Annotated in this window: 19 protein-coding genes; 17 read left to right on the forward strand and 2 right to left on the reverse strand. The window is 64.8% G+C overall.

Features of this window, described 5'->3' with window-relative positions:
* Positions 1-18: 18 nt before the first annotated feature.
* Positions 19-1,197 (reverse strand): MFS transporter, encoded by a 1,179-nt coding sequence (locus NKL06_RS07965; RefSeq protein WP_023692176.1) that lies wholly within the window; start codon positions 1,195-1,197, stop codon positions 19-21.
* Positions 1,198-1,245: 48 nt separating this feature from the next.
* On the opposite strand from NKL06_RS07965, the gene NKL06_RS07970 reads away from it, so the two are divergent.
* Complete coding sequence (locus NKL06_RS07970; protein WP_023687041.1) at positions 1,246-1,785, forward strand: Lrp/AsnC family transcriptional regulator; 540 nt, start codon at positions 1,246-1,248, stop codon at positions 1,783-1,785.
* A gap of 27 nt (positions 1,786-1,812) precedes the next feature.
* Here NKL06_RS07970 and tssH read toward each other — a convergent pair whose 3' ends face one another.
* On the reverse strand, positions 1,813-4,632 hold the full coding sequence (tssH, locus tag NKL06_RS07975; protein WP_023692177.1) for a type VI secretion system ATPase TssH: 2,820 nt from the start codon (positions 4,630-4,632) through the stop codon (positions 1,813-1,815).
* 324 nt (positions 4,633-4,956) lie between these two features.
* On the opposite strand from tssH, the gene tssA reads away from it, so the two are divergent.
* From tssA to NKL06_RS08055, 16 genes are all read left to right on the forward strand, one after another.
* Positions 4,957-6,135 (forward strand): type VI secretion system protein TssA, encoded by a 1,179-nt coding sequence (gene tssA, locus NKL06_RS07980; protein ID WP_023692178.1) that lies wholly within the window; start codon positions 4,957-4,959, stop codon positions 6,133-6,135.
* Between the two features lie 6 nt (positions 6,136-6,141).
* On the forward strand, positions 6,142-6,678 hold the full coding sequence (gene tssB, locus NKL06_RS07985) for a type VI secretion system contractile sheath small subunit (RefSeq protein WP_023673718.1): 537 nt from the start codon (positions 6,142-6,144) through the stop codon (positions 6,676-6,678).
* 3 nt (positions 6,679-6,681) lie between these two features.
* Positions 6,682-8,187, forward strand: a complete 1,506-nt coding sequence (gene tssC, locus NKL06_RS07990) for a type VI secretion system contractile sheath large subunit (protein ID WP_023682611.1) — start codon at positions 6,682-6,684, stop codon at positions 8,185-8,187.
* Positions 8,188-8,239: 52 nt separating this feature from the next.
* On the forward strand, positions 8,240-8,689 hold the full coding sequence (locus tag NKL06_RS07995; protein ID WP_023673716.1) for an Hcp family type VI secretion system effector: 450 nt from the start codon (positions 8,240-8,242) through the stop codon (positions 8,687-8,689).
* Complete coding sequence (tssE, locus tag NKL06_RS08000) at positions 8,676-9,431, forward strand: type VI secretion system baseplate subunit TssE (RefSeq protein ID WP_023692179.1); 756 nt, start codon at positions 8,676-8,678, stop codon at positions 9,429-9,431. The genes NKL06_RS07995 and tssE overlap by 14 nt, the downstream gene beginning before the upstream one ends.
* Before the next feature lie 3 nt (positions 9,432-9,434).
* Complete coding sequence (gene tssF / locus NKL06_RS08005) at positions 9,435-11,309, forward strand: type VI secretion system baseplate subunit TssF (protein ID WP_023682613.1); 1,875 nt, start codon at positions 9,435-9,437, stop codon at positions 11,307-11,309.
* Entirely contained in the window at positions 11,273-12,316 is a 1,044-nt protein-coding gene (gene tssG, locus NKL06_RS08010) for a type VI secretion system baseplate subunit TssG (RefSeq protein ID WP_031208428.1), read from the forward strand. The genes tssF and tssG overlap by 37 nt, the downstream gene beginning before the upstream one ends.
* The gene (tagH, locus tag NKL06_RS08015) at positions 12,313-13,782 is read left to right on the forward strand and encodes a type VI secretion system-associated FHA domain protein TagH (protein WP_023682614.1); all 1,470 of its coding nucleotides are present in this window, start codon (positions 12,313-12,315) and stop codon (positions 13,780-13,782) included. Before tssG ends, tagH begins: the two co-directional genes overlap by 4 nt.
* A gap of 3 nt (positions 13,783-13,785) precedes the next feature.
* A complete protein-coding gene (tssJ, locus tag NKL06_RS08020) occupies positions 13,786-14,238 on the forward strand; it encodes a type VI secretion system lipoprotein TssJ (RefSeq protein ID WP_023692180.1) in 453 nt (150 codons plus the stop codon).
* Positions 14,239-14,396: 158 nt separating this feature from the next.
* Entirely contained in the window at positions 14,397-15,731 is a 1,335-nt protein-coding gene (tssK, locus tag NKL06_RS08025) for a type VI secretion system baseplate subunit TssK (protein ID WP_023692181.1), read from the forward strand.
* Positions 15,732-15,735: 4 nt separating this feature from the next.
* Complete coding sequence (icmH, locus tag NKL06_RS08030; protein ID WP_023692182.1) at positions 15,736-17,061, forward strand: type IVB secretion system protein IcmH/DotU; 1,326 nt, start codon at positions 15,736-15,738, stop codon at positions 17,059-17,061.
* A 1-nt stretch (position 17,062) separates the two neighbouring features.
* A complete protein-coding gene (gene tssM, locus NKL06_RS08035; RefSeq protein WP_023692183.1) occupies positions 17,063-20,602 on the forward strand; it encodes a type VI secretion system membrane subunit TssM in 3,540 nt (1,179 codons plus the stop codon).
* Positions 20,584-21,126, forward strand: coding sequence for a type VI secretion system-associated protein TagF (gene tagF / locus NKL06_RS08040; RefSeq protein ID WP_023692184.1), 543 nt, complete (start codon positions 20,584-20,586; stop codon positions 21,124-21,126). Before tssM ends, tagF begins: the two co-directional genes overlap by 19 nt.
* 29 nt (positions 21,127-21,155) lie before the next feature.
* Positions 21,156-21,965 (forward strand): DUF4150 domain-containing protein, encoded by an 810-nt coding sequence (locus NKL06_RS08045; RefSeq protein ID WP_198024917.1) that lies wholly within the window; start codon positions 21,156-21,158, stop codon positions 21,963-21,965.
* A 3-nt stretch (positions 21,966-21,968) separates the two neighbouring features.
* The gene (locus NKL06_RS08050) at positions 21,969-22,361 is read left to right on the forward strand and encodes a hypothetical protein (RefSeq protein ID WP_023692186.1); all 393 of its coding nucleotides are present in this window, start codon (positions 21,969-21,971) and stop codon (positions 22,359-22,361) included.
* On the forward strand, positions 22,361-22,849 hold the full coding sequence (locus NKL06_RS08055; RefSeq protein ID WP_023692187.1) for a hypothetical protein: 489 nt from the start codon (positions 22,361-22,363) through the stop codon (positions 22,847-22,849). Before NKL06_RS08050 ends, NKL06_RS08055 begins: the two co-directional genes overlap by 1 nt.
* Positions 22,850-22,853: the final 4 nt, after the last annotated feature.

A 22,853-nucleotide genomic window follows, 5' to 3' on the forward strand; every position in this document is an offset into this window, starting at 1 on the left:
GGGATGAGGACGCAAGCTTTACGGCTTGATGGGCGGCGGCGACCGCCATGACCCCGCTGCTGCCGCAACCAGCATCAGCACGGCGGCAACGATCGCGCAGATGGCAAAGCCGAATGTCGAATAAAGCGGCCCGAAGCTGGTGGTGCCGATGAAGACGGCGAGGTAGGTGACCGAGCTGTTCAGGCCCATGATGGTGCCGCGGCGCGACGGATCGAGCGCGGTAAGGCGCATCACCAGCACGTTCAGGCCGAAATGATTGGCAAGGCCCCAGATGGCGATCATAGCCAGGATCAGCACGAAATTGCTGCTTGCGAGCGCGATCGCGACATAGACGACGGCGACCAGCAGATAGGCGAAAGGCATGACGCGCCGTGCGCCGATGCGGTCGATGACGCCGTCGAGGAAGGCCGCGGCGCCGAAGCCGGCGCCATAGGCGAGCGCGGCCAGCGCATTGGCGCTGACGGGCTCGCCCAGATCCTGGTGCAGATGATCGCCGAGATAGCCGTAGACGCCGTAAAAAGCGGTCATGAAGGCGGTGCAGGCGATGAGCAGCGGCACGATCCCCGGAATGGCCAGCGCAACGAACGGCGACGGCGCCGGGCCGCCCTTCCTGACGTCGCTGAGCGAGGTCATCGACAAGGCAGCAAGCGCAATGGCGGAAAGCACCGCGACGGCGGCGAAGACGGCGCGCCAGTGCACGAGATCGGCAAGCACGGCCGACAGCGACACGCCGGCCACCATGGAGACCGTCCAGCCGGTCAGCACGACGCCGATCGTGCCGCTTTCGCGGCCGGGCGGCGCAATTGCCGCTGCACTGGCATAGATGGCCGGCATGGCGACGCCGGCGGCGATGCCGGCGACGGCCTGGGCCGCGACCAGCATGATCACCGTCGGCGCCAGCGCGCTGGCGAGAAGCCCGACGGCCAGAAGAAGCAGCGCGCCCTGCAGCATGCGGCGGGCGCCGACGCCGTCGATATAGCGGGCGAGGAACAACGCGCTGGCCGAAGTGCCGAGGCCGAAGGCGGCCGACGCGGCAATCACCGCCGGCACGCTGGTGCCGAAGGATGCGGCGACTGCCGGAGCAATTGGACCCAGGACCAGCGAGTTCGAGCCGATGACGGCGATGCAGCCGGTCAGGAGATAGGCCAGCGCCGGGATCGGCTGATGGAGCGTTGCAGCTTGATGCGCGTTCGTCATCGGGTCATAATGGCCGAACTGAATTCCGCGACAACAAGGAATTTCGATATGGATGAAGAAACAGATGGGGTTCTGCAGAACAAGGTAGCTCCCCGAGAGCTCGACGCAATCGACCGAAAAATATTAGGCGTGCTGGTCGAGGATGCGACGATCAGCTACGCCGAACTTGGCGAACGCGTCTGCCTGTCGCCGCCGGCGGCGCATGAGCGGGTCAAGCGCCTGCGGCGCAGCGGCGCCATCCGCGGCACGGCTGTGATCATCGACCCGAAGGCGGTGAAAAAGCCGCTGCTCACCTTCGTGCATATCGATACCAAGGGCTGGGGCAAGACACCGGAGCTGATGGCCGTCTCCCAATATCCTGAGGTCGAGGAAATCCATTCGGTGGCCGGCGACACCTGCATGCTTCTCAAGGTCCGCACCGAGGACACCAGGGCGCTCGAAGGCCTGCTGGCGCGTCTCTACGAAACGCCCGGCGTCACCTCGACGCGAAGCTATGTCGTGCTGTCGACTTATCTCGAGCGCCCGGTGCAGCCCGAGATCACGGCGCAATGGCCGACGCCCCGGCATATGGCCACGCCGTTGTACTGATCTGCGCGATATTCAGGTCAGGCCTGACTATTCGAACGAATAGGCAAACCCGTCGGCTGACGCGCTGACGGTCACTTTCGTCATCTTCTCGCCGTCGAGCGACCGGTTCAGCACGCCGCGGCTGAGTTCCGGCAACAGCGTGTTGGTGAGGATGGCGTCGATCATGCGGCCACCGGATTCGATTTCGGTGCAGCGCGCCTTGACCAGCGCCATGACGCCGTCGCCGATCACCAGTTCGGCGTCGTGGCTGGCGCGCAGCCGCCGCGCGATCTTGCCGAACTGATGGCGGGTGATGGCCTCGATCATCGAATCCGAGAGCGGATAGTAAGGGATGGTCACGACGCGGCCGAGGAACGCTGCCGGAAAGACTTTCAGCAGTGGAGCGCGCAAGGCTGCATCGAGGCCGTCGAGCCCTGCCCTCACCGTGCCGTTTTGCGTCCGCTCCATGATGACTTCGGAGCCGACATTGGACGTCAGCAGGATCAGCGTGTTCTTGAAGTCGATGCGCCTTCCCTCGCTGTCATCCATCATGCCCTTGTCGAAGACCTGGAAAAAGATCTCGTGGACGTCGGGATGGGCCTTCTCGACCTCGTCGAGCAGGATCACCGAATAGGGTTTTCGGCGCACGGCCTCGGTGAGAATGCCACCCTTGCCGTAGCCGACATAGCCGGGCGGTGCGCCCTTGAGCGTCGAGACGGTGTGCGCCTCCTGGAATTCGGACATGTTGATCGAGATCAGGTTCTGCTCGCCGCCATAGAGCGTCTCGGCCAGCGCCAGGGCCGTCTCGGTCTTGCCGACTCCCGAGGGGCCGCAGAGCAGGAACACGCCGACCGGCTTTTCCGGCGCTCCGAGCCCGGCGCGGCTGGTCTGCACGCGCTTGGCAATCATCTCCATGGCGTGATCCTGGCCGACGACACGTTCGGACAGCGTGGTGGCCAGCTTGAGCGCCTTTTCGGTCTGGCTGGACAGCATCCTGCCCGTCGGGATGCCGGTCCAGTCCTGAACCACGGCAGCTACCGCATTGCGGTCGACCGACGGCAGGATCAGCGGCGTCTCGCCTTGCGCGGTGGCAAGCTCGGCCATGAGTTCACGCAGCCGCGCCAGATCGGCGACAGCATCTGACGGCGCAGCTTCGGCAGCCGGCGCTTCGGTCTCGGACGCTTTGGCCTTCGGCTTTTGAGGCTTGAACGTTCCGACCTTGGGCGTCTCGGCCTTGGGCGTCTCGGCCTTCGGTACCTTTATCTTTTCTTCGTCCGGCGCTGCCGGTTGGGCATCGGTCTCGGCTGTCGCCACCGCATCGAGCGGCACGCCGTCGCCGCGCAGCCGCGCGCGCAGTTCGAGGATCTCGGCAACCAGCGCCTTTTCGCGCTCCCAGCGCTCCTCGGCGGCGGCGAGCATGGTCCCCGTCTCAGTGAGCCCGGCCTCGACCCGCGCCTGCCGGTCAGTTACTTCGATGCCGATCGCGGCCTCGCGGCCGATGATGCCGCTTTCGACCTCGAGCGCCTGGCGGCGCCGCAAAATGTCCTCGACCTCGGCCGGCGTCGCATGCTGCGAGATCGCCACCCTGGCGCAAGCGGTGTCGAGCAGGCTGACCGCCTTGTCGGGCAATTGCCGCGCCGGGATGTAGCGATGCGACAGGCCGACCGCCGCCTCGATCGCCTCGTCCAGGATCTGCACTTCGTGATGCTGTTCGAGCACGCCGGCAACACCGCGCAGCATGAGCACGGCGACCGCTTCCGACGGCTCGTCGATCTTGACCACCTGGAAACGGCGGGTCAGCGCCGGGTCCTTTTCGATGTGCTGCTTGTATTCGGCCCAGGTGGTTGCGGCGATGGTGCGCAGTTCGCCGCGCGCCAGCGCCGGCTTCAAGAGATTGGCGGCGTCGCCGGTTCCGGCGGCACCACCGGCGCCGATCAGCGTGTGCGCCTCGTCGATGAACAGGATGACCGGCGTCTCGGAGGATTGGACCTCGTCGATGACCGCCTTCAGGCGCTTCTCGAACTCGCCCTTGACGCTGGCCCCGGCCTGCATCAGGCCGACGTCGAGCATGCGCACGCTGATGCCTTGCAGCGGCGGCGGCACGTCGCCCTGGGCGATGCGCAGGGCAAAGCCCTCGACCACCGCGGTCTTGCCGACACCGGCCTCGCCGGTCAGGATCGGGTTGTTCTGCCGGCGGCGCATCAGGATATCGATGATCTGCCGGATCTCCGGGTCGCGGCCGACGACAGGGTCGATCTTGCCGTCATGGGCGCGCTGGGTGAGGTCGGTGGCGTATTTGGCCAGCGCCGAATCCCCGCCCGGAGCGCGCCGCGGCGCCTCCGCGGTGGGAGCCACTGCTGCCATGGCGCCGGCTTCGAGCGAGCCCTCCACCACCTCGGCAAAGCGGGCGATGACCCCGTCGGCGTCGATCTTGTCGAATTCGCCGCTGATCTTCGCCACCAGGCCTTCCAGCACCGGCGTCTTCAGGCAGGCGAGCACGATATGGGCGCTGCGGACCTCCTCCATGCCAAATTCCAGCGTCGCCAGGTTCCAGGCCTCCTGGATGGCGTGGAAAATGTGGTCGGAAAATTCCTCGATCGAGGTGGCGCCGTAGGGCAGCTTGTCGACGGCGCGGGTCATGTCGCTGGTAAGCCGGCTGGCATCGACGCCGGCATCGGCAATGATCATCTGCACATCCGAACGCTCGGACAGCACCAGTTGTTCTATGAAATGGACGAGTTCGACGTAAGGATTGCCGCGCAGCTTGGCGCTGTCGGCGGCGGCCTTGAAGGCGCGCAGGCAGACCGGATTGAGCTTGCAAACCAGTTCCTTGCGTTTGAACCCCTGCGACGACCGGCGCTGTTCCATCGAACGTGCTCCTGCAATCTGCCCGTCGACAGCCTGCCACATAAGCAGCCGCTTGACAAAGCGCTTGATGCAGCCGGCCTTTTCCCTTTGTGGAGAGTCCCGCGCCGCCAAATGCAGACAACCACGATTTTTTCTAATCCTATGCGATGCGCTTCACATACGAGGTTGGCCAAGCACGCCATGAATTGCGCCATCCGAGACGCAGTTGCACCGACATTCATTAGCGCTCGTTAACTTTTGAGCGGATGGCGAATTGTGGGAATATGCAACCGTGTGCTAACGTTGGGTCACGTACGGTTTTAGAGCCGGTCGCCGGGGGTATCTGTGATCGATCTCGCACTCTGGCTTGCTCCGCTGGACGGTGAAAATCCGTCAGGCGAAGACTTGCGCAACGATCCGGCTTTTCATGAGCTGGAGCGGCTCACGGAGCCGCAGGTCAAGGTCGTCCATGACGGGCGCAACAAGCCAGCCGCGCAATCGACCATTCCGGTCGACTGGCCTGCCGTGCTCGGCAAGGCCGAGGAGTTGCGTTCGCATGGCCGCGACCTGCGCCTGCTTGTCATTGTCGCCCGGGCGCTGGCCAATGAAGAGAGATTGGCCGGACTGGCACAGGGCCTGACCCTGATTGCAAGGACCTTCGAGACGCATTGGGAGACGATGCACCCGGCGCTGCGGGCCAGCCCCCAACCACGCGAGGCCGCCTTGCGCCGCCTCAACGCGCTCGCCGACCTGCAGAACGGCCAGGAAGGCCTGCTGGCGAACCTCAGGCAAATGGTCTTCTTCGCGCCGCGTCCCATCGGGCCGATCAGCGGACGCGATCTCGAACAGGGTGCGCTCGACGATCGCGTCATGCTTCAGGAAGCGGCGTCGGGATTGAATGCCACGGAGAAGGCAGCGCTGGTCAGCGCGCACGGACAGCTCCTGAACCGGGTGGGCAGCGGTTGTGCCGCCCATCAGGACCAGGCCGGTGAACAGATGACAGCGCTCATCGCCGGGGCGCACGCAGCGATCGAGGCGCTCGACGCGGTCGATACGGCCCTGAATGCCCGTCTTGACGGCAACGGGGCTGCCGTCCCGGACCTGAAACGATTTTTGCAGCGCGTGCTGACGACGCTGGAACGCAACACGGCGGTCGAGACCACGGAAGAGGCAGCGACGAAGGGGGCTGCCAGCCCGGCTGCTCCCCCGGCAAGCCCGGCCGCGCCGGTCAGAAACGGTCATGGAGCCGAGACGATGGCAAGCTACGCGGAGACCGGTGCGGGGCTCCCGGACAGGATTTCCTCGCGCGACGATGTGGTGAAGTGCCTCGACCTTGTGGTCGCGTTCTACGACCGCACCGAGCCCTCGAGTCCGATCCCGCATCTCGCCCGCCGGGTGCGCAGGATGGTGCACATGGATTTCGTTGAACTGATGGAAGACCTCGCCCCGTCGGGGCTCAAGGAATTCCGGCTGCTCGCCGGCGTTCCCGACGCCAAGAAGACTGCCCAGAAGGATGAAAGGTAGCAACACATGCCAGCCGAAAGCAAAGCGAAGGTCATCGAGCGAAATCGCGCCCCGCGCGTGCAGATCGCCTACGATGTCGAAACCTACGGCAGCCCGACGACGATCGAACTGCCGTTCGTCATGGGCGTGATGGCCGACCTGTCGGGCGCATCGCAGACCAGGGAAGCGTCCAAGACGGTGCTCGACCGTTCCTTTGTCGAGACCGATGCCAACCGCTTCCCCAAATTCATGGAAGCGCTGGGACCCAGGGTCAAGGCGCGGGTGAAGAACACGCTGCCGCAGGCCGAGGGACAGGAGCGCGACGAAGAACTGGCGCTCGACCTGACCTTCACCAAGATGGGCGATTTCGCCCCCGACAAGATCGCCGAACAGGTCCCGCAACTGGCCGAAATCCTCAAGATGCGGCGCCAGCTCGAGGAGCTGCTCGGCTTCATGGACGGCCGCGTCGATGCCGAAAAGCGCATAGCCCAATTGCTGAACAACCAGCCGTTGCTTGGCCAGATCGCCGCCCAGGCGCTGTCCGACGACAAGGGTGAGGAATAGATCATGGCCGAACAGCAAAAGACCGCAGCATCCGTCGCCGAGGCCGAGGCCGTCGATCTCGGTGAATTCAGCCAGCTGCTGGAGAAGGACTTCAAGGTCAAGAAGGACGACAGCGAGAAGCTGCAGCAGCTGGTGCGCAACTTGGCCCTGGCGGCGCAGTCGCGCTCCGAAACGACGACGATCTCGTCCAACTCGATCAAGTCGATCAAGTCGTTGATCGCCGGCATCGACAAGATGCTGACGACCCAGGTCAACGAAATCCTGCACGCGCCGGAAGTGCGGCAGATGGAAGGCACCTGGCGCGGCCTCTGGTACCTCATCAACAACACCGAGACGGATCAGAAGCTGAAGATCCGGGTGATGAACATTTCCAAGGAGCAGCTGGCCGATACGCTCGAAGACTATGAAGGCCAGATGTGGGACCAGAGCCCGATCTTCAAGAAAGTCTACACCGACGAGTATTCGATGCTCGGCGGCGAACCGATCGGCTGCGTCATCGGCGCCTACGAGTTCTCCAACCACCCGCGCGACGTCGGCCTGTTGCGCAACATCTCCGGCATCTGCGCCTCGGCGCACACGCCGTTCATCGCCGCCGCCTCGCCACGGCTGTTCCGCATGGACAGCTGGCAGGAACTGCCCAACCCGCAGGACCTGCAGCAGATCGTCTCCAACCCGGCCTACGCCTCGTGGCAATCGCTGCGCGAGAGCGAGGATGCGCGCTATATCGGGCTGACCATGCCGCGCGTGCTGGCGCGGCTGCCCTACGGCTCGGAGACAGTCCCGGTCAAGGGCTTCTCCTTCGAGGAGGAAGTGCAGGGCGATCACAACAAATATGTCTGGATGAACGCTGCCTTCCCGATGGGCGTCAACATCAACCGCAGCCACAAGCTCTATGGCTGGGGCACGCAGATCCGCGGCGTCGAGAATGGCGGCACGGTGCTCAACCTGCCGGTGCACTCATTCCCGACCGATGACGGCTCGATTGCGATGAAGTGCCCGACGGAAGTCGCCATCGACGACCGGCGCGAAGCGGAACTGGCCAAGCTCGGGCTGATGCCGATCCTGCACCGCAAGAACACCGATCTCGCGGCCTTTATCGGCGCCCATTCGCTGCAGGACGATGAGACGCGGGCGGGCCGCCTGGTCGACCCCGACGCCCAGTCCAACGAGCGGCTCTCCGCCAACCTGCCCTACCTGTTCCCGGTCTCGCGCTTTGCGCACTACCTCAAGGCGATTGCGCGCGACAAGGTCGGATCGTTCAAGGAACGCACCGACATGCAGATCTGGTTGACCGAATGGATCAACCGGTACGTACTGGCCAACCCGGCCTTCGCCGACGACAAGGCGCGCGCCAAGCGTCCGCTTGCCGCCGCCGAGGTGCAGGTCGACAGCGTGGAGGGCCGGCCGGGCTACTACAACGCCCGCTTCTATCTGCGCCCGCACTACCAGCTGGAGGGCATCAACGCATCGCTCAGGCTGGTGTCGGAATTGCCGTCCGTTAAGACCTGATTGCAGCAACCAAACCTTTGTTTGAAAGCGGTGGAGAACGAAAATGCCCACAATGAAGATCGACGGTTTTCTGAAAGTTCCGGATATCAAGGGGCCCAGCACGCGCGACGGCCATGACGACGAGATCGAAATCCATGGCGTCGATTACAAGATGGTCGCGCCCTACGACCCCAATTCCCTCTCGCGCCGAGGCCGCGTGTCGATGGGCATGATCAAGTTCACCAAGCACTACGACAAGGCCTCACCCTATCTGGCCAAGGCCCTGTTCGAAAACAAGGCGCTGGACGAGGTCAAATTCTCCGCTCGGCGGACCATCGACGGCGAGAGCAAGGACTATCTGGTCGTTACCCTGACCGACGCCTCGATCATGGAATACGACATGTCGCAGGCCGATGATGAAGCCGACCTGATCCAGGAGGAAGTCTCCTTCGCCTACAAGAAGATCAAGTTCGTCTATGACGACAATGACGAAGCCGAAATGGATGTCTATGTCGGCAAGTGAGGGGCGAGCAAAGCGCCCTGCCGCCGACAAGGTACAGGCGGGCGGTTCACGGGCCAAGCGCGAGGCGGTACAGCCTTCGCTGTGGGACCGCCTCGTCAACGATCTGCCGGGCCTGAGCTCGGAGATAGACGGGCTCAGGCAGGCTCTGCAGGAGGAGCTTGGCGCAGAGCGCCTGGACGAGCTGCTGGCAGACGGACCGAGGCGCATCGACGCCGATGACGCATTGAACCCCGATCAGAAGCGCCGGCTGCAAAGGCTGGCGTTTCAGAACCGGCACCGTGGCGAGCTTGAAAGCCGAGGCATCGTGGTGTCGCCCGATGTGCTGCGCGAGGCCGTGCGGCGCGACATCGAGGCGCTGTTCAACACCGAGCGTTTCGAATCCGCGCCGCTGCTATCCGATCTCGAGGCCGAGCAGATGACCGACAGTCCGACATCGCTGGCCGACTTTCCGGAGGTGCGCCGCAGCGTTGTCAATTATGGCGTGCCGTCCTTCTCCGGCCGGTCGTCGCGCGACTTCGATCGCGATGTTCTGGCACGCGAGATCCGCGCCGTGCTCGCCGCATTCGAGCCGCGGCTGAAGGAGAGCGCGACGAAAGTCACGGTCAACCTCGGCGACAAGACCGGCCTGAAGATCGAGATCGACGCCGTGCTGATCATGACGCCGACGCCCGAGCGCATGCGCCTGCGCACGACGATCAATCTCGACAACGGACTGGCGCGCACCGAGTTCAGGGAAGCCTGAGAGATGGACCGGGTCTTCGTAGAATATTACGAGGAGGAACTGTCCCACATACGCGGGCTGGCGGCGGAGTTCGCCGACATGCATCCGGCGGTTGCCCGCAATTTGTCGCTGGATACGGTGCCGTGTCCCGACCCCTATGTCGAGCGGCTGCTCGACGGCGTCGCCTTCCTCGCCGCGCGCACGCGCCTGAAGGTGGATGCCGAGCGCTCGCGGTTTTCGCGCAGCATCCTCGACGTGCTTTATCCCGATCTCGTCACGCCGGTGCCGGCAACCGCCATGGTGGTGCTGAAGCCCGGCCAGCAGGTGCAGACAATGCTTGCCGGCCACGTCGTCAAGCGCGGCACGCGGCTGGTCTCCAGCCTGCAGGCCGGCCTGTCGACACGCTGCACCTTCACCACCGCGCAGGACATGACGCTGTTTCCGATCGCGATCAGTTCGGTCGGCTATTTCCAGGACCGCAGCGCGCTTGCCGCCGCCGGCATCGGCCCGATCGCCGGCAAGGCCGGCGAAGCGGCACTTCGCATCACGCTGGCGCGGACCGGCAAAGGCAAGCTCGACGAACTGGCGCTCGACCGGCTCGACTTCTATTTCGCCAACCGCACCAAGGCGCCGCTAATCTTCGACGCCATCTTCGGAGTCTGCTCTGGTGTCGGCGCTCGACCGGAAGGCAAGACCAATCCATTGTCGCCGCTACCGCCGCCGGAGATGGTCGGCATTGCCGATGCCGAGGCGCTGATGCCGCGCACGCGGCCGACCTTCGAAGGCTACCGCCTGCTGCGCGAATATTTCATGATGCCCGAGCGCTTCCATTATGGGCGCGTCACCGGCTTGCTGCCGGTCGTGCGCAAATGCCAGGCCGGGCTCGAAATCATCTTCCTGTTCCGGCGTCCGGTGCCCGAACTCGCCGATCTGACGCCGGCGGATTTCGATCTCTTCGCCACCCCGATCATCAATCTCTTCGAGCGCGAGTGCAACATCGTCGAGCTCGACCAGCGCAAGACACGCCAGGTGCTGCATGCCGACCGCACGCGGGCGCGCGACTTTGAAATCTACCGCGTCATCCGCGTCGAAGACGCCGATGCCGAGGGACCCGACGCGGAGATACCGGAACTCTTCAGCCTTGGGCAAAATCGCGGCAGCGGCTGGGTCTATTCGACGGAGCGGCGGCCGCGCCGGCCGACCGAGGACGAGCGGCGCCAGGGCGTGACGCGGACCTCCTATGCCGGCGACGACGTCTTCCTGGCGGTGTCGCGCCCAGTCAACAGTCAGGCCAACCGGCCGCTCAAGCGCGTCGATATCATGGCGCTTTGCACCAATCGCGACCTGGCCATCCTCGACGACACGCCGACCCTGACGCTGGAAGCCGGCGACCCTGTGGAGACGGTCCGGCTGCTCGGCGCATTGCGTTCGCCGCAGCCGGCGATCCCGGCAGCGCTGCCGACCGGCGCCGACGGCGAGTCGCGCGCCGACGACCTGGCCTGGCGGCTGGTGTCACAGCTGGCGCTCAACTTCCTCAGCCTGGCCAAGGAAGGCCGCGGCGTCGATCCGCTGCACGCGCTGCTCGATCTCTATGCCGAGCGCGGCGACCCCGGGCTCGCCCGCAATGTGCGCTCGATCGTGCGCATCGACTCGCGCGCGGTGATCGAAAGGCTGGCGATCGAAGGGCCGATGTGCTTCGGCCGCGGCACGGAAGTGACGCTGCATGTCGACCAGTCGGTGCTGGCGGGACAGAGCACTCTGCTGCTGTCGGGCCTGCTGTCGCGGCTGTTTGCCCGCCATGCCGGCATTAACGGGTTCGTGCGCACGCGCACGCGGTTGCTCCAGAAACAGGAGGATGTGCCATGGCCGATGACGCCCGGCAATCGCTACCTGATCTAGAGCGAGCCGCAACCCTGTCCGAGAGTTTCGACTTTTTCGAACTGCTGCGCCGGCTCGAACGGCAAGGCGGCCTGTTCGGCCATTCCGGCCGGCCGGACCGCGAGCCGGCAAGGCTCGGCCAGAATGTGCGGCTGTCCTTCGCAGTGCAGGACGTGGTGGATTTCCGCGAGCCGACGGACAAGTCGCCGGCACGCGTCACGGTCAACAATCTCGGCCTGCTCGGACCCGAAGGGCCGATGCCACTGCATCTGACGCGCTGGGTGCTCGATCGCCTGTCGCAACGCTGGTATGCCGGCGCCGAGGCGCGGCAGACGAGCGACACGACCTTCGTCGATTTTGTCAATATCCTGCAGCACAGGATGATCGCGCTCTACTATCGGGCCTGGGCGGATGCGCATCCGGCTGTGCAGGTCGAACGCGGTGTCGGCGGCCGCGTCCGTTCCATGCTGGAAGCGATGGCCGGCATCGGGCTGCCGGGCACGCAGGATGCCGAACTCGATACAGTAAAACTTCGCCAGGCCGCCTCGGTCGCTGCCCAAGTCGACGGCCCCGAGCGACTGACGCTGTTCCTGGCCGAAGCCTTCAAAGTGCCGGTGGTGCTGAAGGAGTTCGTCGCGGCCTGGATGACCATCCCCAAGGCGCTGCAGACGCGGCTTGCCGGCAGCTATGCCACGCTCGGCCGCAGCGCCACCATCGGCCCGCGCAGCTTCAGCCGGCAGAGCCGCATCGAGCTGCGCATCGGCGCGCTCAGCTATATCGATTACAAGGCCTTCCTGCCGGGCGGTGAGCGGCTGAAGCTGTTGAAGCAGGCGGTGCGCGACCTGATCGGCGAGACCATCGATGTCGATCTCAGGATCGTGCTTGCGGCAAAGGCAGTGCCGCCGGCGAAGCTCGGCACCGTCCAGCTTGCCCGCACCACCTGGCTGGCGCGCAACCCTGCGCGAGGCGATGCCGAAGACATGCGGCTGCGCACCATCGTCGGCTGGCGCGAAGAGGTGGCGGCATGAGCCTGCTGCTGACGCTCGAACAGGGACCCCGCGCGCAAGTCACGCGGCAGGCGCGGCTGGACGAGGGTGAGCTGGTGATCGGCCGCAGCGCCGACGCCGACTGGCAGATCAACGATCCCGACATGTTCGTCTCGCGCGCCCACTGCAAGATCACCAGCAAGCAGGGCGGCTATTTCGTCACCGATACTTCCAGCAGCGGGCTGTTCATCGACGATGCCAGCAGCCCACTCGGCGCGGGAAATACCGAGCGCCTGCAAAGCGGCATGCGGCTGCGGTTGGGCGACTATGTGGTGTGCGTCGATTTGCAGACGGCGAAGACCGAGGCGCCGGCCTTGAGGCCTTCGATGCCCGCCAGCAAGCCGGTGGCGTCGCGGGCGCCGGTCAGTCTCGGTGGCGACGATTTCTTTTCGTCCACGACCCAAGAAGAGCCGGGACGGCCACGCCCTGCCGACCTGCCCGATCCGTTCGAAAAGCCGGTGCCCGGCGCGTTCGCGCGTGCGGATGAACGCAGCTCGCAGGCGTTCGACGATCCATTCAGCCTCGACCCGGTGGCGACGCCGGCGCCAGAGGCCGTCACCGACAAAAGCGGCGGCAAGCCGCTGTTCGACGACCCCTTCGGCCTCGACTCCGCGCCGCTGTCGAGAGAGCCTAGCAGATCCAATTCCGAGCAGCCGCCGGCCTACGATGACGGGTTTGGTTTTGGCCCGGCCGAGTCCACCAGCCTCGACGTTGGCGCGACGGATGGCGGCGCAATCGATGCGGCCTCGCCTGCTCCCTCCGCGGCGCCGTGGGAGCTGCCGGCTCGCGCGGCCGAGCCATCGCCAAAGCCAACCCCGCAACCACCGCCCCGCCCTCCTGTCCGGCAAGCTGCAGCACGGCCATCGACCGGACAGCCGGACGCGGGCCTTCGCGCTGCTTTCCTGCGCGGCATGGGTATGGACGAGGCCGGCTTTCCCGGCCGCAATCCGGTTGCCGACATGGAGAAATTCGGCCGCGAGTACCGGCTGATGATGGATGGGCTGATGCAGCTTTTGCGCAAGCGCGCCGAAGAGAAGGGCAACGCTCGCGTCGCGCAGACCGTGGTTGGCGCGTCCGAGGTCAACCCGCTCAAATTCCTGCCCTCGGTCGACGATGCTCTGGTGACCATGCTGGCCGAGCGCAGCCCCGGTTTCCTCGGCGCCGAAGCGGCGATCAAGGACGCGGTGCGCGATCTGGCGCAGCACCACGTTCGTGCCTGGCGCGGCGTGCAAGGCGCGCTCAAGCGCATGATCGACCGCTTCGATCCGGCGGCGATCGAGCAGGAACTGAAGTCGAGTTCGGCGATCGGCAATCTGCTGACCGGCGGGCGCGGCGCCAAGCTCTGGGAATTGTACCAGAAACGCCACCGTGAAATCGCTCACAGCGCCGAGACGCGTTTTCTGGGCGAGATCGGCGCTGATTTTCGTGATGCATATGAGGAGGACTGAGACATGATCGACAGACGCGAATTCATTCTGGCCATCGGGGCTACGGGACTGCTGACGGCTTGCCAGAGCGGCCCGCCTAAACCGTCCGTCATAACGGTCAATTTGGCCGGTGGGGCCGGCATGAACCCGGGACCGGGCGGCGGCGACAGGCCGGTAACGGTAATGGTCTTACGGCTGAAGAGCACCGGCGCCTTCAATTCGGCCGATTACTTCGCCCTGCAGGGCGGCGCCGGCGCGGCACTTGGCGGCGATCTCATCGGCTCCGATACGATATCGGTCGGACCCGGCAAGACCGCATCGAAGACCATCACGGTCGAACCGGAAGTGGCCGCACTCGGCTTCGTCGCGCTGATCAGGGAACCCACCGGACGCAACTGGCGTACCACCAAATCGGTTTCGTCGGGATCGAAATTCACCGTCAATGTGAAGCTCGGCAGCGGCGGGATTTCCGCCTAAAGCGCGTCGCGTTTGAACGGATTCAGGCGACGCGCTTTAGATCTTTATTTTTATGCATGTCGTTCTCTCAAAACCGTGACCACTTTTGAGCGACATGCATGGGCGGCAAAAGTCCGCAAGCCGCGCAACATGATGAGCAGGAAGCAGAGAGTGCCGGCATGAGCGATGCAAACAGGGTGCTGTGGTCGGAGGGGCTTTTCCTTCGCACCCAGCATTTCCAGCAACAGGACCGCTTCTTCGAAGCGACGGTGCGCGGCGCCTTGCAGGCCGGGCATCTGCATACGTTCGGCTTTCGAACGTTGACGCTCGATCAGGCACAGCTCGATGCCGGCCAGATCTCGGTGCTTTCGGCGCGCGGCATCTTTCCCGACGGGACGCCGTTCGCGATCCCCGAGACGATGGATGCGCCGCGGCCGCTGGCGGTGACGCCGGAGATGGGCGCTGGACCGGTGCTGATAGCGCTGCCGCTCGAGCCGCCCGGCGGCGTCGGCTTCGACCCCGCTCACGCCGAGCCGTCCGGCGCGCGCTATCGCGGCCGGATCGTGTCGGTGCGCGACGCCGTGCATGGCGGCTCCGATCCCGAGGAAATCGAGATCGCACGGCCGCAGGCGCTGTTGCTTACGCCGGGCACGGCCGTCGGCGGCTACACCGCGCTGCCGGTGGCCGAACTCAAGGGCGTGCGCGCCGATGGCGGCGTGGCCTTGGACGACACCTTCCTGCCGCCGACCTTGGTCATCGGCGCGGCGTCCTGGTACAGCCGGCTGCTGCAGGAAGTGGTCACCGGCCTCGACCAGATCGCCGAGGCGCATGGCAAGATGGTGCTGGGCGGCCCCGGGCGCAGCGTCGAGGATCTTCTGATCCTCAATTTAGTCAACGCCGCGCGGCCGCGGCTGGCGCACATGCTGGCGCAGGACGTGTTCCATCCGGCCGAGGTCTATATGGAGCTGGCCGGCCTTGCCGGCTCGATGGCGACCTATGGCTCGAGCGCAAGGCGGCTCGGCGAACTGCCTGTTTACGACCATATGGCGCCCGGCCCCGCCTATTCGGCGCTGGCCGATGCGCTGCGTTCGCTGATCCTCAGCCTGCGCTACATCGAGCCAAAATCGCGCGCCCTGCCGGTCATGCGCCATGCCACCAATGTGTGGAAGATCCGCATCGACAACCCGAAACTTCTGGTGGCGAGCCGCATCGTGGTGCGGATCGGCTCTGAACTGTCGGAGGATGCCTTGCGCAAGATTTTCGTCAACCAGGCGACGGTCGGCTCGGCCAGCGAATTCGAAGGGCTGTGGAAGTCACGCCTGCCCGGCATTCCGCTAAAGCCACTGCATTCGCAGCCGCGCGAAATTCCCTATGACGGCGACCGGCTGTGCCTCGAACTCGACCAGAAAAGCGAGCACTGGGCTTCGCTTCTCGAAGCGCCCGGTTTTGTGATCGGCGTTTCGGGCGTGCTGCCCAGCGAACCGCAGGTCGACTGCTACTCGGTCAACAGGTGAGATGATGAGCAGGGACGATCCATTCGGACTGTCCGAGGATCGGGAGCGGACGCGCATTCGGCTGAGCGGAGCGCCGACGCCGCGCGCCATGCCACTGCCGGCGTCGGGCGTCACCGCGAAGCGCTCCGCGCGCGCGCATCCGAACGTGCTCGTCAATGCGTTCTCGCCGCTGCTGGAATTTGCACCCGAACTGGAAAACGCGCAGCCGCCGGAGAACCCGGAAGCCCTTCGCACCAAGCTGCTGGAAGAACTCGTGCGCTGCCGCGACGCCACGATGGCGCAAGGGTCGTCGCTCGAACGAGCCGACCAGGCGGCGTGGCTGGTGGCTGCGTTGCTCGATGATCTGGCGCTGAATACGCCGTGGGGCGGCGCCAGCGCATGGCCGCGCCAGCCGCTGGTGGTGATGCTGCGCGGCGACGTCGATGCCGGCGCGCAGTTCTTCGCCCGTCTCGAAGAGCTTGAGCGCCATCCCAACCGCGACCGCGAAATGCTGGAGTTGCAATATCACTGCATGGCACTCGGCTTCCGCGGCAAATATCGCGTACCTGGCCGCTCCGGCGACCGTTCGCTCAATGCCGTGCGTGTGGCGGCCGCGCGTTTCCTGCGCGACAGCGACGCCGAAGGCGCACCGCTGTCGCCCAACTGGAAGGGCGTGATCGCCTCCGACGAACCGCAGCGCTTCATCGTGCCGATCTGGGTGATGGTTGCGGCAGCGGCGGTGATGGCGACAGCCATCCATATCGGCCTGTCGATGAGCCTGAGCAGCCAGGCGGTCGAGCTTTCGGCGCTGGTTCGCGCCTTGCCGCCGCCGACGCGTACGGATGTCACCCGCGCTTCGCCGAAGGTCGACGCGCCGCCGCCGGTGGCCGTGGATTTCGCGCTGCTGCCGGAATTCCAGGCGGCGGCGCCGGATGAGCTCAAGAGGGCGCTGAGCGGCACGGAGAGCGTGTCGCTGGCGCGGCTGGTCATCCAGGCCTCCAATCCCGAACTCTTCCAGTCGTCGCGCGCGCAGCTGACAGACGGCTTCGATCCGCTCATCGCCTCGGTCGCCAAGGTGATCCTCGAGAACCAGGAGCTGATCGGCGATATCACGGTGGTCGGCCACACCGACGGCGTTCCCTTGCAAAAGACCAACCCACTGTCGACCAACCAGCGGCTGTCGGAAGCCCGCGCCGCGGAAATTGCCGATATTCTGATTCAGAACGGCGTGCCGAAGGAGCGCGTGCGCTCCGAAGGCCGGGCCGCCACCGATCCGGTGGCCGACGACGGCACACGCGAAGGCCGGGCCTTGAACCGCCGCGTCGAAGTGCTGGTCGAAAAGAGGCTGTGACATGTTCATCCTGCGCTTCCTCTGGGCGGTCCTGACTTCGCGTTTCCTGTGGACGCTGATCGGCCTGGCGCTGCTGTCGCTGATCATCTGGGTGTTCGGCCCGATCGTACGGGTCGGCGACTATGTGCCGATGGCGTCGGAGACGGTGCGCATCGTCATCATCGCTCTTTTGGTGATCTTCTGGCTGATCTGGCTGATCGTCGCGCAGCGCCGGGCAATCCGCGCCAACCGCATGTTCGTCGCCGAGATTTCCGCCCCGGTCGAGGAAAAGCGGCTCAGTCCGGGCGAGGAAAACGTCGCCGCGGTCGGCTCCAAGTTCCAGGACGTCATGGTCGAGTTGAAGCGCCGCAAGCTCGGCGGCCGCAAGTTCCTGCGCGAGATGCCGTGGTATGTGATCGTCGGCCCGCCGGCGACCGGCAAGACGACGGCCTTGCGCCAGTCCGGCCTCAACCTTCCGATCGACCTGACCGACGATCTGCAGGGCATCGGCGGTACCCGTAACTGCGACTGGTTCTTCTCCGAAAACGCAGTGATGATCGACACCGCTGGCCGCTATGTCCAGCAGGAAAGCCAGCCCGATGTCGACGCCGTGGAATGGCTGGGCTTCCTCGATCTGTTGAAGAAGCATCGTGGCCGTCGTGCGCTCAACGGCGTCATCGTTGCGCTTGGGATCGACGCGCTGTCCGAGGGCGACGAAGCCGTCAAGGCGCATGGCCGCAAGATCCGCAGGCGCCTGGCCGAGCTCGAAGAGCGGCTGGAAATCCGCCTGCCGGTCTATCTCATGCTGACCAAGGCCGATCTGATCAGAGGCTTCGAGGCCTTCTTCAGCGGCCTGTCGACGGCGGCGCGCGAACAGGTATGGGGGACGACCTTCCCGCTCGATGCACGCGTCGACGCCAAGACGATCGCGGGCGAAATCACGACGCTGTCGAGGGAGCTGGAAAAGCGGTTGGTGCCGCGGCTGGAAGACGAGGACAAGCTGGCCGAACGGGCCGAGATCTTCCGCTTTCCCGCACAGCTGCAAAGCCTGTCCGAGCCGATCCAGGTGCTGGTCGAGGCGATGTTCGGCGAGAGCCGCTACGAGGAGGCGGCCTGGCTGCGCGGCCTCTATCTGACCTCGGCCACCCAGGAAGGCGCGCCGATCGACCGGCTGACCGCGGCGCTCGCCTCCTCCTTCGGCCTGCCGGCACGACGCACGATGCCGCCGCAGCGCTTCGAGAAGCGCAGCTTCTTCCTCAAGAACCTTTTGACCGAGGTGATCTTCAAGGAGGCCGGGCTCGGCACCTTCGATCCGCTGGCGCAGCGCCGCCGCAGCTGGATCTGGCGCGGTGCCGCCGCTGCCAGCGCGGCTGCGGCCATACTCGCCGGCGGCCTGTTCACCTGGTCCTACTACGACAATCGCAACGCCATCGCCGCGCAAGCCGGCCAGTTCGAAGCGCTGCAGGCGCCGCTGACGTCGACCGCGGCGACGCCCGCCTCGGTGCTGCAGCCGGCGATGGACGTTGCCCTGACCGCCATGGACGAAGTCGTCAATGCCAGGACTGCGCCTCCGAACAAGGCACAGGACCTGCTCGGACCATCGGCTTCGGCCGAGATGATGCGGGCGCAGACCGACACCTATGACCACGCTCTGCGCAACGTGCTGGAGCCGCGGATGGTGGCGCTGCTCGAAGCGACCATGTGGCGGCAGATCCGCGATCCGGACTTCATGCTGGGCGCACTCAAGACCTACCGCATGATGACCGGCCTGTCTCAGATGGATTCGGATTTCGTCGAGAATTGGTGGGTGAACGACCTGCCCGAATTCGCGCCGGCCGCGCCCTTCCCGACCGCCGATGCGGAAGAACACCAGTTGGCCGCGATCCGGCGCATGGCGGTCGACGACAGCTACATCACGCCCGACCAGGCGCTGATCGCCGAAGCGCTGAAAACGGTGTGCACGATCTCGCTGCCGGCGCGCGCCTACAAGCAATTGCTGGCCGATCCGGCGGTGGCCGGATTGAAGGAATGGATCCCCGCCAATTTCGCCGGGCCGAACGGTGCCAAGGTGTTTGCCCGCCGCTCCGACAAGACGCTGCGCGTCGGCATATCAGGCGCCTTCACCTATGACGGCTTCCACGATGCGATCCTCGACCGGGTCGAGGATGTCGCCGCCCAGGCGGCACTCGACCGCGCCGTGTTTGCCGGCGGCTGCTCGGAAAATTCCGAGACGTCGGTGTCGGCGCTGTCGGAAGATATCCTGAAGCTCTACTATGACGACTATATCGCGCAGTGGGACAGTTTTTTGCGCGACATGCGGCTGGCGCCGCTCAGCGACCTCAACATTGCCAGCGAGAATCTGAAAGACCTTTCCAGTGCCGATTCCGCGTTGAAGCGGCTGTTGACGGCGGTGGTCCAGGAGGTCGACCTCACCCGCTCGGACGACGCGCCGGCCGGTGACGACAAGGCGGCGGCGAAGGGCGGCTCGAAACTGCTGGGCAAGCTCGGCAAACTGGGCAAGATCGTCAAGACCGGCGCCAAGCTGTTGCCGCGCGCAGGATCGGCCAGCGAAGTCGACCTGACCGGCACGTTGGTGGCCGAACACTTCAAGCCGCTCAAGAGCACGATTGCCGAGGTCGACGGCCAGCCGCCGGCGCTCGATGCCGCGGTCGTCGCGCTGACGGCGCTGTCCAATGTGCTGCAGACGGTGACCGCCAATCCCGACCCGCAGGACGCGATCAAGAAACAGGGCGGGCTGGCCGAACTGACCGGCGCCGTCGCCCGCCAGGCGCAGATCCTGCCCGACCCGGTCAACACCTGGCTGAGCGGCATTGCCGGCGACACCAGCGGCCTGACGCAAAAGGCCGTGGCCTCGGAGCTCAACGCCATCTGGCGCGCCGACATCCTGCCCTTCTGCCAGGCCGCGCTCAACGACCGCTATCCGTTCAGTCCGGAGAGCGCGGTCGACGTCAATGTGCGCGACTTCGCCCGCCTGTTCGGGCCGGCGGGCATGATTGACGCCTTCATCAACGACCATCTGATCGGCTATGTCGACACTTCCGCCCAGCCGTGGAAATGGCGCGCCGATTTCGGCCTCGATCCGTCAGCACTTGCCGCCTTCGAACAGGCACGGCGGATCCGCGACGATCTCTTCCCTAGCGGCCAGGGCCCGGTGATGGCCTTCACGCTCGAGCCGACCGACCTGTCGCCCAACGTCACCCGCGTGACGCTCAATCTCGACGGCCAGAACCTGGTCTATTTCAACAATGCGACGCGGCCGCAGCCGATGACCTGGCCCGGCAAGGACGGCACCGGTGTCATCTCGCTCGCCTTCCAGCCGATCGACGGCTCGCCCGAAATCATGCTCAACGAGACCGGCAGCTGGGCGTGGCTGAGGATGCTGCGCGCAGGCCGCTTCACCGGCACGTCGCTGTCCGACGTCTACAGCCTGCGGCTCGGAACGAAAGGCATGTACGCCGACTTCAAGCTCAAGGCGGCGAGCGTGGAAAATCCCTACAACCTCCAGATGTTCAAGAAATTCTCATGTCCGCCGCAGATCTGAACACCGGCTTCTTCGGCAAGATTCCAGCGACCGGGGACTTCGTCGCCGTAAACCTGCCGCGGACTTTCATCGACCGCTGGGACCGCTGGATGTCGATGGAGTTGCGCGACCGGCCCGATGAGCACGAGGATATCGACGACCGAGTCTGGCGTTTCATCGTTCAGGACGCGATTTTCGGCGAACAACCCTGCGCCGGCGCCTGGCGTATGAGTCAGGACCGTGTCGGCCGCCGCTATCCGTTCGCTGTCGTAGGCGTTGGCGCGATGCCAGAGGCTACGGATCCATGGTTCGAGGGCATGGCCAACATCGCCAAACTGACTGTGAACGAACGTTGGGATCAGGAGTATATCGCGGCGCACCTGCGGGCATTGGAACCGCCAAGGGAATTCTCCACTGTGAAGCGCATAGTCTTCTGGACGGATGACTGGGAGGTGCGTGAACTCGCCTTTGCTGACATTCATGACCTCGCGGACAACGCGCTGCCGGCGATGCGCGCGGCGCGCGCCGTGCCGCAGGAGTTCTGACCATGGGGCTCACTGTCTATGCCGAGAAGATGGGCTTTTTCCACAAGGGCAGCAACGGCCAAGGCATTGCGCCCGGCGATGTCTGCCTCTCGCCGCCATCCCCGCCCGCGGGTCCGGTTCCGGTACCCTACGTCAATATGCTGTCGTCATCCGACCTGACCAAGGGCACGAAGAGCGTCAAGATCGATGGCGAACCGACAGCCATCGAGAATGCCTCGGAAATCTCCACCAGCACCGGCAACGAGCCGGCCACCCAAGGCCTCGGCGCGGGGGTCATAACTCACAAAATCAAGGGCAAGGGCGTCTTCAAGCTATGGTCGTTCACGGTAAAGGCGGAAGGCAAAGGCGTCGACCGTCATGGCGATACGATGGACCAGAATACCGCCAGCGACCCGCCGCCCAATTGCGTCAACCCGGCCGCGTTCAACAAGTTTCTGGCGACGTTGACCAAAGACCAAAAGACCACGAAGTGTGCGGAAAAATACGACCGGGTCGCACACCGCCCCAAGCGCAACGATGACCAGGCGGCCAAGGTGAATGGCAAGGCCTGCTGGCAATGCAAAAAGACCAGAAGGGGTCGCCACTCGAAGCTGGTTGCAACTCCTCCCAAGGGCGAGATGAAGCAGGAGATGGTCCATGATCATCAACCGCCGCTTTGCGTCGCGTGGGAGATGGGTGGCTGCAACATGAAGATATCGCCCGACGCATTTTTGGCTCATTTTTCGACGCCGCAGTCGGTCAAGCCGCATTGTGGCAGGTGCTCAACATCGCAAGGCTCTCCAGCCGCTAGCTATGCCAAGAACTTTATCGACGATATGCCTGTGAAACTTGGGCGATGAGCGATGCGTGACATAGAAGAAATCAGAGACAGCTACATAGGCGAACTGCTCACCATCCAGCCTGAGTTGGAGGATTGGTGGGACGACATGGTCGCAGATGAGGGGCAGGCAGTCTGGAAGCGCTGGCCGACGGGTATCGCGGGGCATCCGCGGGTGTTGGCGATCTTCCGCAAGCATTATCTTGAGATTGTTGCCTGGAACAATGCGCAAGTCGCTGAGGGCGACGAGCCGGAGGAGAAATGGGGCATTGACAGCAGCGGCCGAAGCCAGAGTTTCGAGTGGCCTGTCGAAATCCTCATCATCAACATCCGGCATTTCGCCCCGGAACTCCAACCTATCATCGATGGCCTGTGCTTCGTGCCGATGGCCATGAATCCCGACGACGAGGTTGAATAGTGGCACTGATCACACGCTACAGTCCCGAACTCGGTATCAGGCGTTTGCTGGCGCAGCCTCGTGATGTCGCCCCGTCGTCTGACATCCGCGTCGCTCGCGGGCACGACGAGGCCAGCCCGATGCACAAAACCCTGTTCGCCGAGTATGTGGCGGAGTTGACGGATGCCTACGACATTGCGGTTGAGTGGTGGACAGACATCATCTCCACCGAAGAAGAGCTTCAGGGCAGCCGCGAGAAGGCCCTCGAGAAAGCCTTCAACGACCGCGTAGCAGGTGCCGCAGCCAGTCCGAATGTGGTCTGGGTGATACGCCGCTATTGGTTGAAATGCGTCACGGTCAACGTCACTGCGGGCGAAGAGGCTGGGGTCGCGGCCGAGACCTTCCTGCTGCAATGGCTGATCGACGCCGGCGAGCAGGAGTTGGTCAAGCTTGTCGCCTGCATGCCCTATTGGCCCATCGGTCAGAACGAAAAAGGCAATTGGTGCTGAACCA

This window comes from Mesorhizobium sp. C268A (assembly GCF_040324475.1).
Taxonomy (GTDB): domain Bacteria; phylum Pseudomonadota; class Alphaproteobacteria; order Rhizobiales; family Rhizobiaceae; genus Mesorhizobium.